Annotated in this window: 16 protein-coding genes; 10 read left to right on the forward strand and 6 right to left on the reverse strand. The window is 38.5% G+C overall.

The genetic code is table 11. The features are described from left to right. Positions 1 to 52 precede the first annotated feature (52 nt). From E4O07_RS03125 to E4O07_RS03155, 7 genes are all read left to right on the forward strand, one after another. The gene (locus E4O07_RS03125; RefSeq protein ID WP_253687310.1) at positions 53 to 646 is read left to right on the forward strand and encodes a carboxypeptidase-like regulatory domain-containing protein; all 594 of its coding nucleotides are present in this window, start codon (positions 53 to 55) and stop codon (positions 644 to 646) included. A 35-nt stretch (positions 647 to 681) separates the two neighbouring features. Next, a complete protein-coding gene (locus E4O07_RS03130; RefSeq protein ID WP_253687311.1) occupies positions 682 to 1,728 on the forward strand; it encodes a dihydroorotase in 1,047 nt (348 codons plus the stop codon). A gap of 161 nt (positions 1,729 to 1,889) precedes the next feature. Next, on the forward strand, positions 1,890 to 2,045 hold the full coding sequence (locus E4O07_RS03135) for a hypothetical protein (protein ID WP_253687313.1): 156 nt from the start codon (positions 1,890 to 1,892) through the stop codon (positions 2,043 to 2,045). A gap of 82 nt (positions 2,046 to 2,127) precedes the next feature. After that, positions 2,128 to 2,553 (forward strand): NYN domain-containing protein, encoded by a 426-nt coding sequence (locus E4O07_RS03140; protein WP_253687315.1) that lies wholly within the window; start codon positions 2,128 to 2,130, stop codon positions 2,551 to 2,553. Positions 2,554 to 2,800: 247 nt separating this feature from the next. Then, positions 2,801 to 4,132: a hypothetical protein gene (locus E4O07_RS03145; RefSeq protein ID WP_253687316.1), complete on the forward strand. Its 1,332-nt coding sequence runs from the start codon at positions 2,801 to 2,803 to the stop codon at positions 4,130 to 4,132. Positions 4,133 to 4,485: 353 nt separating this feature from the next. Next, positions 4,486 to 4,773, forward strand: coding sequence for a BrnT family toxin (locus E4O07_RS03150; protein WP_253687318.1), 288 nt, complete (start codon positions 4,486 to 4,488; stop codon positions 4,771 to 4,773). Next, positions 4,742 to 5,020 carry a BrnA antitoxin family protein gene (locus E4O07_RS03155; protein WP_253687320.1) on the forward strand — a complete coding sequence of 93 codons (279 nt, stop codon included), beginning with the start codon at positions 4,742 to 4,744 and terminating at the stop codon, positions 5,018 to 5,020. The genes E4O07_RS03150 and E4O07_RS03155 overlap by 32 nt, the downstream gene beginning before the upstream one ends. Before the next feature lie 160 nt (positions 5,021 to 5,180). On the opposite strand, the gene E4O07_RS03160 is transcribed toward E4O07_RS03155, so the two are convergent. Both E4O07_RS03160 and E4O07_RS03165 read right to left on the reverse strand, forming a co-directional pair. Then, complete coding sequence (locus tag E4O07_RS03160; protein ID WP_253688152.1) at positions 5,181 to 5,333, reverse strand: hypothetical protein; 153 nt, start codon at positions 5,331 to 5,333, stop codon at positions 5,181 to 5,183. 223 nt (positions 5,334 to 5,556) lie between these two features. Next, on the reverse strand, positions 5,557 to 6,471 hold the full coding sequence (locus tag E4O07_RS03165) for an Rpn family recombination-promoting nuclease/putative transposase (RefSeq protein ID WP_253687322.1): 915 nt from the start codon (positions 6,469 to 6,471) through the stop codon (positions 5,557 to 5,559). A 276-nt stretch (positions 6,472 to 6,747) separates the two neighbouring features. Here E4O07_RS03165 and E4O07_RS03170 point away from each other — a divergent pair, with 276 nt between their 5' ends. After that, on the forward strand, positions 6,748 to 7,620 hold the full coding sequence (locus tag E4O07_RS03170) for an Rpn family recombination-promoting nuclease/putative transposase (protein ID WP_253687323.1): 873 nt from the start codon (positions 6,748 to 6,750) through the stop codon (positions 7,618 to 7,620). Positions 7,621 to 7,830: 210 nt separating this feature from the next. Here the strand turns inward: E4O07_RS03170 and E4O07_RS03175 are convergent, their stop codons facing one another. Both E4O07_RS03175 and pbp4b read right to left on the reverse strand, forming a co-directional pair. Beyond that, positions 7,831 to 9,042 (reverse strand): exo-beta-N-acetylmuramidase NamZ family protein, encoded by a 1,212-nt coding sequence (locus tag E4O07_RS03175; RefSeq protein ID WP_253687325.1) that lies wholly within the window; start codon positions 9,040 to 9,042, stop codon positions 7,831 to 7,833. Beyond that, complete coding sequence (gene pbp4b / locus E4O07_RS03180; RefSeq protein ID WP_253687327.1) at positions 9,039 to 11,006, reverse strand: penicillin binding protein PBP4B; 1,968 nt, start codon at positions 11,004 to 11,006, stop codon at positions 9,039 to 9,041. The genes E4O07_RS03175 and pbp4b overlap by 4 nt, the downstream gene beginning before the upstream one ends. Positions 11,007 to 11,103: 97 nt before the next feature. On the opposite strand from pbp4b, the gene E4O07_RS03185 reads away from it, so the two are divergent. Next, positions 11,104 to 11,652: a hypothetical protein gene (locus tag E4O07_RS03185; RefSeq protein WP_253687329.1), complete on the forward strand. Its 549-nt coding sequence runs from the start codon at positions 11,104 to 11,106 to the stop codon at positions 11,650 to 11,652. Between the two features lie 16 nt (positions 11,653 to 11,668). Here E4O07_RS03185 and E4O07_RS03190 read toward each other — a convergent pair whose 3' ends face one another. Both E4O07_RS03190 and E4O07_RS03195 read right to left on the reverse strand, forming a co-directional pair. After that, positions 11,669 to 12,508: a substrate-binding periplasmic protein gene (locus E4O07_RS03190; protein WP_253687331.1), complete on the reverse strand. Its 840-nt coding sequence runs from the start codon at positions 12,506 to 12,508 to the stop codon at positions 11,669 to 11,671. A gap of 16 nt (positions 12,509 to 12,524) precedes the next feature. Further along, entirely contained in the window at positions 12,525 to 13,358 is an 834-nt protein-coding gene (locus E4O07_RS03195; RefSeq protein WP_253687333.1) for an ABC transporter substrate-binding protein, read from the reverse strand. 119 nt (positions 13,359 to 13,477) lie between these two features. Between E4O07_RS03195 and E4O07_RS03200 the strand changes: the two genes are divergently transcribed. Continuing rightward, the gene (locus tag E4O07_RS03200) at positions 13,478 to 14,551 is read left to right on the forward strand and encodes an NAD(P)H-dependent glycerol-3-phosphate dehydrogenase (RefSeq protein ID WP_253687334.1); all 1,074 of its coding nucleotides are present in this window, start codon (positions 13,478 to 13,480) and stop codon (positions 14,549 to 14,551) included. Position 14,552 lies beyond the last annotated feature (1 nt).

A 14,552-nucleotide genomic window follows, 5' to 3' on the forward strand; every position in this document is an offset into this window, starting at 1 on the left:
TTGACAACTCACTCTTTTATGATATATAATTTAACTCCAAGGGGGAATTTTTATGAGTGCTGTTAAGGGTTGCGTTCGGGATAAAAATAAAAAACCGGTAAGCCATGCAAAGGTTGCTCTTTTAACCGAAAGGTTTGAAGTTATTACGGGCGGTGAAGCTGATGAATCCGGCTGTTTTTGCTTAGAAGCCGAATCAAAAAAATACCCTTATTTTATTGCTTCAAAAGGTTTTAATGAAAATTTTCTTGAATTTTGGGGCTACAATATAGATTTAAGGCAAAATGTTGAAATAAATCCTAAGCTGGGAAAAATAGAAATTTTTAGCTTGATATTTTTTCCTTCTTTGGATACTGATAATACCATGATGGTGTATTTTAGGCCTATGAGCTCCAAACTTATTTTAGGAGAAGAAAAAGCAATAGCTCCGGAACTCAATACCGACGATATAACCGTTTCAGTAAACGGCGATTTTTGTGAAATTGTTACTATGAGAGTGATAAACGAGACCCTTGATAAGGATGTTGAACCGATAAAGGCCTATGCCTTAAAGATAGGAATGACAGATATAGAATTTGACGGAAAAAACAAGCTCGAAATAAGTATCATAAAAGACGGCGAGTACGGCGAAGCCGTTTTGTTTTTCTAAATATAGGTTTTTAAAATTTTTAAAAAGAGAAATTTATGATAGATTCACATGTTCACCTTAGGGACGGCCTATTGGCCGAAAAAGAAACCATCGCTCATGCCCTTTCTTTGGCCTGCCCTGCAGGTTTTACGGCCTTCTTTGATATGCCTAATACAAATCCTCCTCTTACAAATGGAGATGCGGTTTTGGAACGCTTTGCTCTTGCAGATAAGTCGATAAAAGCCGCCGGTGTTTCCGGCTTTTACGGTGTTTACGGCGGCCTTACTTCCGATGCTTCGCAGATAGAAAAAATGGTCTTGTTTTATAAGGAGCATTTTCCTAAAATAGTAGGTTTTAAGATGTTTGCCGGTCATTCGACAGGCAATATGGGAATAGTCGAAAAAGAAGATCAAAGAAAGGTTTATTCCGCCCTTGCAAGACTCGGTTATGAGGGCTTAATAGCTGTCCATTGCGAAAAAGAAAGCCTCATGAATAATTCAATCTTTGATATTGAAAATCCTATAACTCACAGCCTTGCCCGTCCGCCTATTGCCGAAATAGAATCTATAAAGGACCAAATTGAACTTATTAAAGCTGCGGGTTTTAAGGGGCACCTTCATATTTGTCACATAAGTACAAAAGAGGGAATAAGGCTGGTCTCTGATGCAAAAAAAAGCGGACTGAATATCTCCTGCGGAGTTACGGCCCACCACGCTCTTTTAAATATCGATTCTTATAAAAAGTCGGGCCTTTTTGTAAAGATGAATCCTCCCTTGCGTGAAAAAAAAGACCAAGAAGCCGTTTTTAAGGCCTTGATTTCGGGTGAGGCCGATTGGATAGAAAGCGACCATGCCCCTCATACAATCGAAGATAAGAAAAAAGGCGCCTCCGGCATCCCCGGCTTTGCAGGCTCTCTCATTCTTTTAAAAGAACTGCGCAAGGCCGGCTGCTCTGAAGCCCGCTTAGAAGAACTTTGCGGCAAGGCCGTCAACCGAATTTTCAAACTTAATTTGCCCTATAAAGTACCCTCAAACACCGAAATTGACGCCTCCCTCCCAATCCTAAGAAACGGCTATCCCTTTGATGCATTTGAATTTATGTAGCTAAGTTGTAAAAAAGATTACTTGACAAATATAAAAAAAATGTATATTATAATTATAGTTACTCTTTATGAGTACTGTTTTAACAAACCTGTATAGTACGGCTTCCCACTTATTCGGGATAAGCCGGAGTTACAGGTTTTTTTATATTGGGAGGAGATTTGATGAAAAGAACTGCTATTTTAGTGGATGGGGGATTTTACCGTAAACAAGCCTTATATCATTTTGGTAAAAAACGGCCGGATGAGCGTGTTACCGAATTAATAAAATATTGTAAACTGCACCTAGTGGAACGAATTATACCGAATATTTTATTATGACTGTCCTCCAATATCAAAAGCCTTATATCATCCTCTAACTAAAAAGAATATAGATTTTTCAAAAACCGATACCAATAAATGGATGGTGGAATTTATTGAACAGTTAATTCATCAAAGAAAGGTTGCTTTAAGGATGGGGACATTGGCTGATAGCACTGCTTACTATGGTTTAAAGAATAATACGGTTAAAAAGCTGTTTTCAGAACGTTTATCAATTTCAGATATAACTGAGAATGATTTTGATTTGGTTTTACGGCAAAAAGGGGTAGACATGAAAATCGGTATAGATATTGCTACTCTTGCATATAAAAAGTTGACTGATCAGATTATTCTTATTACTGGAGACAGTGATTTTGTGCCGGCTGCTAAATTAGCACGCCGAGAAGGCATTGATTTTATAGTTGACCCGATGGGACATAAAATTTTGCCTGATTTAATGGAACATATTGACGGATTACAATCCTATTATAAACATGTTGCACTTAAAAATTCTGCACTGCAATGTTAAAAAGGTAATTCTCCCTCCCAATCCTAAGAAACGGCTATCCCTTTGATGCTTTTAAATTTATGTAATTTTTTCTTCATTTTGCTTGGTATTTTGAATTTTTTGATGTATAATGAAAGAAACAAAGTTCGAAGTTCAAAGTAAGAAGTGCGAAGTACAAAGTTCGAAGTTCGTACTTCCTGCCGTTCGGCATTTGTCATTCGGCATTTGAACTTTCCATCGTTCGGCCTTTATTTTGAGGAGGTTTTTTATGAAAAAGATATTATTTTTTATTTTGGTACTTGTTTTGACGGTGTCATCGTGTAATCTGTTTGTAAATGAAGAATACGGCGAGCTTATTTTGAGCTTTGACGGAACTCTTCCTGACGGAGCAAGGGCATTGGACTCCAATGGACTTCCTGTTCTTTCATCGACAGATATGAAAATCAAGATAGTCAGGGAAAACGGCTATACGATAATACGGGAGCTGGCTGCCGAAGAATCCAAATCCTTAATTGAGCTTGTTCCCATAGGCGAAAAGCTCGAGATAACGGTTACGGCCTCTAATGCTTCTTCCCAATGGTCAGGTAAAAAGACCCACACCGTAACCTCAGGCCGAAATCAGGTAATAGTCCTCTTAAGCAAAAAAGCTTCAGGTTTAAATAACCTGCTGTTTACACAGAAAAAAACAGTTTCCGCATATGGGGACGTTAATTATGACTTAACCCTCTACATGGACGGAAAACCGATTACTGTGCCCCAATCGACAAGGTCGGAGCATATCTTTGCCCGAGACAGTTTGGGAAGAGTGTATGTACGATATGAAGCCGGCAATACCTATGTTGTACGCTATACGAGCGAGGGTGACGGACCTGAGAATATAAGTCTTCCGCTAGCTCCGTCTATTACCCCTTCAGCATTTATGAATGATTTTACAACAGGCATAACTTATGTTGTTTATCAAAACGGTAGTGTTTATGAAATAGAAGAAAACGCGGTCAACGGTTCCTCTCTAACAAGCCTCACGTTTTTTAAAGGTCAGGCAGCAATCGATAACGATCGTGTTGTATGGTTTGGGCATGATGCCCCTACTGAACCTAAAATCTATGTCAAAAATATTGGCAGCACAGAATCACCTACTGAAAAAGAAATCGATGATGATATTGAAATCGATGATTGTGAGACTTCCGAGGTAACCGATATTTTTATCCGCAATGGTTATGCCTATGTACTTTTTAAGACAGAGTATAGACCTAGCGGTTTCAATTTTCCCGTTTATGCTTTCGGCGGCGTTGTGCGCTATAATATAAACAATTTGGATGAGGACCCCGTAAAAATCGGTTTTACCGACCCCAAAATTAATACCAGCAATCATACACTTTATAAGCCGTACGATTATTCCAATAACTTTTACGGGGCGGTAAAGGTAATCGGCTTTGACGAGGACAATATCTACATAGCCGACGACGGCTTTGATGCCGTTTATAGCGGTCATCATACGATCATTACGGCAAACCGCAACCGCATAGCCGCGCTTAATATGGAAACAAACGCGCTCCGCTTTACCGATGCAGCACCTGCAAAATGGTTTAATGAGTGGTAGTGAAGTGCGAAGTTCGACCTTCGTCGTTCGGCATTCGAACTTCCCATCATTCGTACTTTCGGTACAGGGCAACCGCACCAGATTGCTGAAGCGGTTGGCTTCCTTATTGAGCGAAATTTTAAACAAAATTTCGCTCTTTTGTTCAAAAAAACAGGGTAACCGCATCATAGGGGGAACAAAATAGCAAAAAAATAGGCTGTGAATACCCCTCTTGCAGCCGCATAGCGGCGAAAGGCGGGTTGAACAGCCTATGTTTTTTGCGAAGATGAAACTCTGGTGCGGTTACCCTGACTTTCGGTACCTTGACTATGTATGCAATCACATATATACTATAAATTAAAAGAGAGCTGGATATGATTTTTGAATGGGATGAGGTTAAAAATGAAACTAACATAAAAAAACATGACGGTATTTCATTCAGAATAGCAGCTCGTATTTTTCTCGATAATAAGCGTATAGAAAAATACGACGAGCAGCATTCAACTATTGAAGAACAGCGTTGGAATGCGATCGGTCTTGTTGAAGATGTGCTTTTTGTTGTGTTTACGGAACGAAAGAACAATATAATTAGGCTTATATCTGCACGAAAAGCAAATCAGGAGGAAATAAATGAATACTATAGTAACTATGACATTAGATGATTTAAAGAAAACTCCGCTCACAGAAGAAGAAAAACAAACTATCCGAAAAGCAAAGTCTATCCCTGCTGATGATTGCCCCGAACAATCTAAAGAAGAGCTTGCCAAATTCAAACCATGGTATGAAGTACATAAAAAAGATGAAAATAGTATTAAAATAGATGCTGATGTATTGGAATGGTTTAAAGCTCAAGGTAAAGGCTATAAAACAAAAATTAATGCTGTTTTACGTTCTTATGCGTTTGGCTGATGAGGCTGCAAAGTACAAAGTGCGAAGTGCGACATTCGACCTTTCCATAGTTCGTCCTTAGTAATAGGTGACCTATTACAGCTAAAATATGGCACATATTTCAGTACTATACTAGGCGGCCTCGTGGGATATTACAAAATTGGTTTATTGCGGGTTAATTTTATAAAGCTTCAATTTCTTCTTTGCAAAGCCTTGTCATTTGCATAATAAAATTAAGTTCGCAATTTGCTTCTTTCATCAGCTTTGCTGTTTCACGTTCTTCGGCACGCTGTACGGTTATATCGGTTTCATAATCATATTCGGCTAATAACATGTTTATTACCTCCTCTTTTCGAAACGAGGGCATCTCCTGCGTCGCACGGCAAAAAAGTGTCCTCAACGTATACCCGATACGCCTGCGGCCGCCACGGATGGCGGTGGTTTCAACTTTACGATGTTTTGAGCAAAGCTCAAAACTCGAAGATGAAAAATGTACAAGGATGTACATTTTTCATCGGCCTTGAATCTGCTCCGCCTATTTTCAAAAAGGCTTATTCTTATAATGATTTCACTTCTTGAATGCTTAAACCCGTTCCTTCAGCTATTTTAGCAATGTCAAAGCCAAGGCGCTTAAATGCTGCAGCAGTTTCAAGGGCTTTTTGGTGTGAGCCTTGTTCAATACCTTGCTCAATACCTTGCTCAATACCTCGTTCAATACCTTGCTCAATACCCTCGGCAAAGGCTATTTCACGTTCTTCAGCACGCTGTACGGCTATATCTGTTTCATAATCATATTCGGCGAGTAACATGTTGATTACCTCCTTAGTCTTGCGTTTTAGATAGTCTCTCAAAATATTGTTTTGTATACATTCCTCAATGGCTTTTTGAAAGCCGTTTTGAGAATCAGTTTTTTTCCATCTCCTTACCGTTTCTACAAATACGGTGTATTCCTGCATCGTTTTGCAGTTTTCCAGTATAGGATGCCTATTGTTCCGGTTTATGTTTATTACCTTAACGGTTAATTCAAGGTTGGGTTTTTCTGTGCTTTCTATAAAGGCTTCCGAGAGTTTTAGTGTTTTATCGGAAGGAAAAGGTTCTTCCCCATTGTAGAAAACATAGAATTCCGGGGTTGGAATATTAAGAAGTTTACGGCTATATTTTTCTTTTGATTCAAAGAAGGTTTCGTAAAGGCGGCTGATGTATTCAAGGCAGCGTAAAGGCATGTTGGGATTGATAGTTGATTGATGCTCCGCTAGAACTATAATTTTGTTTTCTACAAGGTAGGACACATCATTATAAAAAGTCATGTACAAGACTTGATCCAAGCGGATGTTCTTCAAAGCATCCGCAGCTGTAAGAGAAGTACCATGCAGAGCATTATAAAGCGATAAAAAGTTTTCTTTTGCCTTTTCATCTTCGCTGAATAAATCGACGAAGACCGAGTCTTTATATTTTCTGTTTGAAGTACTCATAGCTATGTCTCCTTGCCGTTCGTATTATAACATAGATTAGCAAGTTTTTAAAGAGTTATAGACAGATATTTTAAGGGAGAAGTGCGAAGTTCAAAGTGCGAAGGACAAATGGCGAAGTGAGAAGTACGGCATTCGTACTTTCAGACATTCGATATTTCCATCATTCGAACTTTCCAATTTTTTTAAAAAAATTTTACTATTTATTCAAAGTAAAACCCTATAATTATGTGAAGGCAGGAAGGAAGATACTGCCTGACACCTAAAATAGGAGTTCTTATGAATGAAGAGAAAATTTTAAACCCCAAGACCGATTGGGTATTCAAGCTGATGTTTTCCAAAGGCGAGGAAGGAAACAAGGCTCTCATAAGCTTTCTTAATGCTTTTTTGGAAGATTCCTACGGTAAAATCACAAAGGCCGACATCCTTAACACCGAGCTCATCAGGGATAGGCCGGCCGGAGAAACCTACCGCCTTGATTTTTTGATTAAGACCGATACAGGTCTTCTTGTAGACCTTGAAATGCAGCAGTTTTGGAAAGCCAATTACCCAAGGCGAAATCAAATGTACCTGATGCGCATGGCCTCACGATTTTTAAAGACAGAGCCTAAAGAAGATGATTTTTTGTACGCAATAAGCCTTTCGGTGTTCGGCTGTGACGTTCCTAAAAATGCAGAACTTGTAAGAGTATCTGAGAGCTCTGTAATTCAATATCTTTATGTTGAATTAAACGAGCTAATAGTTTATACTATGAAAAAGAGCTTGGAAGATTATAGCCTAAAAGACTTTTGGATAAGGTTTTTAGCCAACTATGAAGAAGACAAAAGAAGCGGAATGTTGGAAGAATTGTGTAAATTGGAGGAGGGAATAAGGATGGCAGAAGCAACACTCTTTAGGGTAACGGATGAAGAGAGGCGGATGGCAATAGAACTCTCTAACGAAAAATACGAGATGTATGTCGAATGTGAAAGGAATGAAGCTAGAAGAGAGGGATTAGCTGAAGGCCGTGCCGCGGGTTTGGAAGAAGGTTTGGCCGAAGGCTCATACCAAAATAAACTCGAAACGGCAAAAAACTTACTTGAAATGGGATTTGCTCTAGAGATTATTTCAAAAGCCACCGGCCTAAGCAAAGAAGAAGTGGAAAAACTTTAGAAAAGTTACTCGCAATAAATCAAGCTTTCCGGATGATGATTCGATATATAAAGTGATGTATCTTGCGATACGCAATGCGAGTAAAAGGTGGACTATGCCTTTGACCCACCTGACGACTTCGTACTTCCTACCGTTCGGCATTCGTACTTCCCATCATTCGACCTTTGCTGTTTGTCGTTCGGCATTCGAACTTTTCCTAGTTCGCCCTTTTTAGTACATCAAATACCTTTTCCTCTTCTTTAAAAACCTTTGTTCGTCCTTTTCGATAAATTTAAGGTACTCATCTAAGGAAAGGCTCATTGTGCTTAGCTTATCCGTTCCGGTTAATAGATTTAGGCCGCAGTGTTTTACGGGGTAGTTGTTTATCTTAAACTTATCCGGATACATTTCCTTTATCTTGTACATCACTGCAATTCCGGTCTTTACGGGTAAAAATTTGTTTTTATCCTTTACGATTATCTGAATCCCCTCGCATAGCTCATCCTTATAAACCGAAAGAGAGGGTGTAAAATAAGCGGGTTTAAAAAATACTCCGGCAAGGTTGAGAGCATTTAGTTTTTCTGCCAAGGCTTCAGCCTCTATGTAGGGGGCTCCTATGTATTTAAAGGGCATTGTGGTTCCGCGGCCTACCGAAATATTTACTCCTTCAAAAATACAAAAGCCGGAATAGACCAAGGCCGTATCGGGTGTGGGAATATTGGGCGAGGGCGGAATCCACATCAAATTGAGGTCCTCAAAATAATCTTCCCTCTTCCAGTCCTGCATCGGGATTACTTTTAAATTACAGCCTATCTTAAATTCCTCATTGAACATCAAGGCTAATTCCCCGCAAGTCATTCCGTGACGCTGCACAATGGGAAAATAGCCTGTAAAGGATCTATATTCCTCTTCCAAGATATTTCCTTCGACATTTATTCCGTTTATGGGATTGGGCCTGTCAAAAACTACAAAGGTCTTTCTGTCACGGGCGCAGGCCTCCATGGCATAGGCCATTGTGTAAATATATGTGTAAAACCTTGCGCCTACATCCTGAATATCGAAGCATAAAACATCCACTTGCTGCAGCATTTCCTTTGTAGGCCGCTTTGTTTTTCCGTAAAGGCTGTAAACTGTGAGCCCCGTTTTTTTGTCTACTGTGTTGGAAATTCCCGCTCCCTCCCTTGCGTTTCCCCTTATTCCGTGTTCGGGAGAAAAGAGGGCTTTAAGGTTTGTTTTTTCATATAGAATTTCGATGCTCGATCTTCCCAAAGAATCTATACCTGTTTGGTTGGTAATCAAGCCTATATTTTTTCCTTTAAAAAGGTTAAAAAACTCGTCTACTCTTTCAATGCCGAGCTTAAAATCCGGCTTGTCCGTTTTTTCTTTAGCAAGGGCCAGGATTGTAAGGCTAAAAAAGAAAAATAAACAAAAGGCCTTTTTCATTTTACCGTACCTTCGGAATGGCGTTTTGCCAAATTTTTCTTTGAGTGCCTTGAGGTCAAATCTTCGAATATCTCTTTTGCTTTTTTGCTTTTTAAAAAGCCTCTCAATGCAGCCGATTGCCTTGACTGTTTTTTTATGCCTTCCATAAGGGCTTTTAGGTCTTTGTAGGAACCTTCGTTGCCGTAGATTTCGGGAATCGTATCTATAATTTCTTTTCTGCCGATTGCAAGTTCGATAAGCATTTGATCCAGCATCGCGTCATCATAGTTTTTAAATGCGGAATAAATAAGGGTGGTAAGGGCTCCATAGTTTTTTGCAAGATAAAAATCGCCCTCATACTTTCCGCGAAAGTTTTTTCCGAAAAGGGCAGGGGTGTTTTTTGCACTTGTAAAGATTATAATTATTAAATCTTCCTTAGGATCGATTACGGTCAAGGTTCCCGTCCAGCCCGTGTGCCCTATTGTGTTTGGGCTTGCAAGCTGTGAAAAGGCCCAAGCATAGCTGTTATTAAGCCCCTGCCTCCTCCATCCTAAACCTGCCTGCGAAAAAAAGTTTCCCTGACTGGTAAATAAATTCAAAACGCTTGAATCAAATAGTTTGACGTTTTCGTATCCTCCGCCGTTCAGCATAACCTGAGCAAGAACCGCTATACTTTTTGCATTTGCAAAAAGCCCTGCATGACCGCTTACCTGATTCATGGAATTATAGGCTTCCGGATCGTGCACTGTTCCGTGAACGGGCAAGTATTTTAGATCCTTAAATTTTAAATCCTTTGTTCTTTTTGGGGAATGTATTTCGGTTGCGGTAATATCTTCCTTTGTAAAGCCTTTTTTTAATGGCTCATAGCAAACCGAAGATAAATTTAAGGGTTTATAAAGATTTTCTTCCGCATATTTATCCAAGGGAAGCCCTGTTACCTTTTCTATAATAAAGCCTAAGAGCATATAGTCTATATCCGAGTATAAGACCTCCGTACGGGGTGGATATATTAGCGGAGTGCTGCAAATAAGCTCTAAAACAATTTCCTTGTTTTGTCTTTTATCGGCCTTCTTTTTTTTAGTTATCTTTTTGTTTACATAGTATTGAGCCCCGGCAGGAAAACCCGCCTGATGCTTTAATAAGTCTTCAATGGTGATCTCGCTTTTTCCCTTAAAAAGAGCTCTCTTTTTATCCTTAAACTCCGGGAAAAAACTGCTTACCTTATCGTAAATTGAAATTTTTTCTTCGGATAGAAGCTTTTGTAAGGCAAAATTTACCGTGTACATCTTGGTATTGCTCGCCAAATCGAAAAGGGTTTTATCCGTAATAGGCTTTTTATTTATCAGAGGAGCACCGAACTCGTCTACAGTGCTTATATAACCGTAGGCCGAGTTTTTTATCATTTTTCCGTCCTTTACCACTACAATTTGTGCAGAAGGAAAGCCATTTTCTATTTCTGCCTTCATAAGGTCGTCTATTATTTGAAAGGCCCTATAGTTTACGTTATTTAATTTTTCTTTTTTTTCGATAATGGAAGGGTAGGGGATTTTTACCGACAGGGTATAATCCTTATCAAAGCTTTTTTCGGCTTCAATATTTGTAATAAGTAAATTATTGGTGCCGTTTATTACATCATCTCCAATGTAGATTTGAGTATATTTATTTTTGCATATTTTTTTTGTATCTATTTTTTTTCCGTTTAAATATAAGAAAAAGCTTTTTATATTTTCAGTATAAAAATAAACGGTTCCTTGACCCTTATAAGCCTTAAAGGGAATAAAACTGTTCGGCAAAATTGAAGGATCAAATTTTTCATCTTCCGGAGGAAAGCTTACATCCGTCTGAAAGCCTAAAAAGCCGTCTTCGGTTTTTTCCGATTTATAAAATATTTCCGCTTCTGCCCGATTGGTCCTTATCGTTCTTATTCGAGCCGAGCGGCATGACAGTATTAAAGCAACAAAAAAAATGCACAAAAACTTCTTCATTTATGCATTGTATCATAAAATTTAAAAATATAAAAGAAGAAAAATTTCTTCTTGCACATCAAAGGATTATCGTATATAATAAATTCGGAGGTAATTTATGTCACAATTTAAACTGCAAAAAGCGACTGCCGAAGTTCTGGATAAATTGATAAAGCCTATTTCATCGATTACCGGTCCGAATAATGAGGGTTTTTTACTGACTGCAGGATGCGGAACCGGGCGTGAACAATGGAATACAATGACTGCCGGCTGGGGATCTATAGGGTTTTTATGGAATAAGCTGACAGCTACCGTTTATGTAAGGCCCACCAGATATACTTCCGAATTTATCGATAAAGAAGATTATATAACTCTTTCTTTTTTTGACGAAAATGATCCATGGGCTAGGAACACTCTGGCTTTTTGCGGATCCGTTTCGGGACGAAACGTCGATAAGGCAAGAGAAACAGGCTTAAAGCCCGTTATGCTTGATGAGGGCGTTATCTCCTTTGAGCGTGCTAAGCTTGTGCTTTCATGCCGTAAGCTATACCGCAGCGAATTCGATATGGATTTATTTATTGATCCTCAAATTATAGTAGATTCATACCCAAAAAAAAACTTTCATTACGTTTATATTTGTGAGATAATCAACATCTACACAAAATAAGTATATTTCAAGGGGCTTAGCGTCCTATGATGGATATGTTAGCGCCGAACCATTTTTTACTCGTTTTTTCTAAAAAATCGGTTTTAGCCATATCTTTTAAGGTTGATTCGACTGCATTCATCAGGGCAAGATCTCTTTTTCTAAAGGCTATAACATATTCTTCATATGCTATAGCCTCATCAAGAACTCTGTATGATCCTGTTCTTGCCTGCTGCAGGCTGTTAATTGAAAGAAGGTCATATAATACACATTCTACCTCATCCTTTTCAAGAGCATTTAAGGCTTCTTGGGCTCCCTGAAAGATAACCGTCTTTTTAAATGCTCCGTGAGTAAATTCGGCTTTTTTAAGACTTTCCTGTATAAATGATGAGGCCGTAACTCCTATTTTCTTGTCCCTTATGTCTTGAATGGAATAGTAAGGTGATTTATCCTTTACGACCAGAATGATAGCACTCTTTATATAAGGTGAGGTAAGAGAATAAATTTCGTCCCGTTCCTTGCTGTATGCAAAGGCGCTCCATATACAGTCTATTTCTCCCTCATTAAGTAGTTTATCTCTTTGCTCCCACTTAATGGCCTTAAAAATCGGTTTTACCTTCATCTTATTGCACAGTTCTTGAGCTATCTCAATATCATAGCCTTCCATTTTTGTCGTAAAAAGATTGAGAAAAGAAAAAGGAGGGTGATCATCTCTTATACCTATTATAAATTCTTTTTTTACTAGAATTTTTGCAAGAGAAATATCGTTTTCTTTTTTTTGTATGCGGACGGCCTTAGGTTTACAAGATGTCATAACCAATACCGCAAATAAAAAGATAAAGCTAAGTTTAAAAATATAATTATAATTTTTTTTCATAATAAATTTTCCTTATCTACTTTCCAAAAATTACTAAATCCGCATCAAACCATTTTCTTGAAATTTTTTCAAGAATACCTTTTTTTTCTAATACGTATAAAACTCTTTCTATTTCCATTTTTAAAGCCTTACTTCCTTTTTTACAGGCATATACATAAGAGTCTAAGGCTACAGCCTGTCCGACAAGACTGTATACATCCGGCTCTTTACTCAGGTATCCGGCTATTGTTGAAATATCTCCGACACAGGCGTCTAATCCAAGAGTTTTTAAGTCTCCCAAAATTTGAGGAATATTATTATATGAGTCATTGATTGAATGTATTTGACTCATCATATCGGGATTATTTTTAATCAAGGCTGCCCCTAAACTTCCTTTTTGTCCGCCTATCTTCTTACCCTTTAGATCTTCGATAGTTTTAATTTCCCTTGATCTTAGAGTTAAAAGAACTATTGCATTGCGTAAATAAGCTTGTGTAAGCTCATAGGTCTCATTTCTCTCATTCGAATAAGAAAACCCTGATGCGATACAGTCTATAGCTCCGGAATTGATAAGCTCGTTTACCTCACTTGGAACTATAGGACGGAATTCTGCCTCTATATTCATTATATTGGCTATTTCTTTAAAGACATCGACATCAAAGCCTATGATTTCATTGTTGTTATTGTAAAAACATATGGGCGGATTGTATACATTTACCCCTACAATAATCTTAGATCTTACAAGAACTTCCGCTAAGGAAACGTCATCGGAAGACATTTCATAGGTTTCATTTTTTTTGCATGAAAACATCAAGCCGAAGAGTAAAATTACCGCAAAAAAAAATGCCTTTGAGTTTAATTTATTACGCATGAAACCAATATATCACAGTATCTGCAAATTGTAAAGAACGGAAAAGAAGCTTGTTTTTGAATTTCCATTTATTGAAACTTTTATCAAAAAATGATAAACTCAAAAACAGGAGAAAATTTGTGAACGATAAGATTGCCATTATCGGAGCAGGCTCTTGGGGAACGGCTGTTGCCTGTTCTCTAGGTAAAAACGGACAAAGGGTTGTTCTTTGGAGCCATAGTGCTTCCGTTGCCGATTCGATAAACACGGACCAAATAAATGTAAAATACTTACCTAACCATAAATTGCCTAAGACTGTTTCTGCCTCTACAGATATGGAGGATGTATGCAAGGATGCTTCTTTTATTTTTTTAGCAAGCCCTTCTCTCTATTTAACCTCAACAGTTGAAGAGTTGCTTAAATTTGCTCCTTTCAGCCATGATGACGGTGAAATGCCTTATCCGACAATAGCAGTGTTGACAAAGGGCTTTATTCCGGATGAAAACGGGGAGCCTCAGTTTATAATAGATGTTTTAGAAAAAATGCTTCCCGATTTTTATAAAAATCATCTGGTCTATGTAGCAGGCCCCAGCCATGGAGAAGAGGTGGCTGAGGGTAAGCTGACAGGTCTTATAGCCGCTTCTCAAAATCCCATGTGCTCTATCCGCTGCCGCGAGATTTTAAAATCGAGGAGTATGCTTGTTTATTCCAGCTTGGACATAATCGGAGTTCAGGTTTGTGCAGCCGCTAAAAACGTTATAGCCGTCGCTTTCGGTGTCTTGGATGCCTTGACAGTAACCTCCGATATCTTCGGCGACAATACCGAATCCCTTCTTTTGGCGGCAGGTTTAAACGAGATTCAGATTATAGGCAGGGCAATGGGGGCTACCCATCCCGAAACCTTTACATCGATTTCCGGAGTGGGGGATTTGGATGTAACTTGCCGAAGTAAGTACGGCAGAAACCGCCGTTTCGGAAACGAAATCATAACAAAAAAGATTCTCCTTTCTTTTGAAAATTTGGACGATCTCATTAAAAATATAGATAAGATAGGCTACTTGCCCGAGGGGGTAGTGGCCTGTAAATACTTGAACATTCTCGCAGAAAAGCGTAATTTAAAGCTGCCCATATGTTCGGGGCTTTATAAAATCTTAAACAAGGAATTAAAACCTCTTGACTTAATAGAAAACTTACTAAAGGGAGATACAAAGTAAT

The organism is Treponema sp. OMZ 798 (assembly GCF_024181385.1).
GTDB lineage: Bacteria > Spirochaetota > Spirochaetia > Treponematales > Treponemataceae > Treponema_B.

Excerpts from the sequence above, each read along its gene's own strand:
- E4O07_RS03150 (WP_253687318.1), top strand. The coding sequence starts at position 4,486 with ATGATTTTTGAATGGGATGAGGTTAAAAATGAAACTAACATAAAAAAA.
- E4O07_RS03135 (WP_253687313.1), top strand. The coding sequence starts at position 1,890 with ATGAAAAGAACTGCTATTTTAGTGGATGGGGGATTTTACCGTAAACAA.
- E4O07_RS03190 (WP_253687331.1), bottom strand. The coding sequence starts at position 12,508 with ATGAAAAAAAATTATAATTATATTTTTAAACTTAGCTTTATCTTTTTA.
- E4O07_RS03175 (WP_253687325.1), bottom strand. The coding sequence starts at position 9,042 with ATGAAAAAGGCCTTTTGTTTATTTTTCTTTTTTAGCCTTACAATCCTG.
- E4O07_RS03165 (WP_253687322.1), bottom strand. The coding sequence starts at position 6,471 with ATGAGTACTTCAAACAGAAAATATAAAGACTCGGTCTTCGTCGATTTA.
- E4O07_RS03155 (WP_253687320.1), top strand. The coding sequence starts at position 4,742 with ATGAATACTATAGTAACTATGACATTAGATGATTTAAAGAAAACTCCG.
- E4O07_RS03145 (WP_253687316.1), top strand. The coding sequence starts at position 2,801 with ATGAAAAAGATATTATTTTTTATTTTGGTACTTGTTTTGACGGTGTCA.
- E4O07_RS03160 (WP_253688152.1), bottom strand. The coding sequence starts at position 5,333 with ATGTTATTAGCCGAATATGATTATGAAACCGATATAACCGTACAGCGT.
- E4O07_RS03125 (WP_253687310.1), top strand. The coding sequence starts at position 53 with ATGAGTGCTGTTAAGGGTTGCGTTCGGGATAAAAATAAAAAACCGGTA.
- E4O07_RS03130 (WP_253687311.1), top strand. The coding sequence starts at position 682 with ATGATAGATTCACATGTTCACCTTAGGGACGGCCTATTGGCCGAAAAA.
- E4O07_RS03170 (WP_253687323.1), top strand. The coding sequence starts at position 6,748 with ATGAATGAAGAGAAAATTTTAAACCCCAAGACCGATTGGGTATTCAAG.
- E4O07_RS03140 (WP_253687315.1), top strand. The coding sequence starts at position 2,128 with ATGGTGGAATTTATTGAACAGTTAATTCATCAAAGAAAGGTTGCTTTA.
- E4O07_RS03185 (WP_253687329.1), top strand. The coding sequence starts at position 11,104 with ATGTCACAATTTAAACTGCAAAAAGCGACTGCCGAAGTTCTGGATAAA.
- pbp4b (WP_253687327.1), bottom strand. The coding sequence starts at position 11,006 with ATGAAGAAGTTTTTGTGCATTTTTTTTGTTGCTTTAATACTGTCATGC.
- E4O07_RS03195 (WP_253687333.1), bottom strand. The coding sequence starts at position 13,358 with ATGCGTAATAAATTAAACTCAAAGGCATTTTTTTTTGCGGTAATTTTA.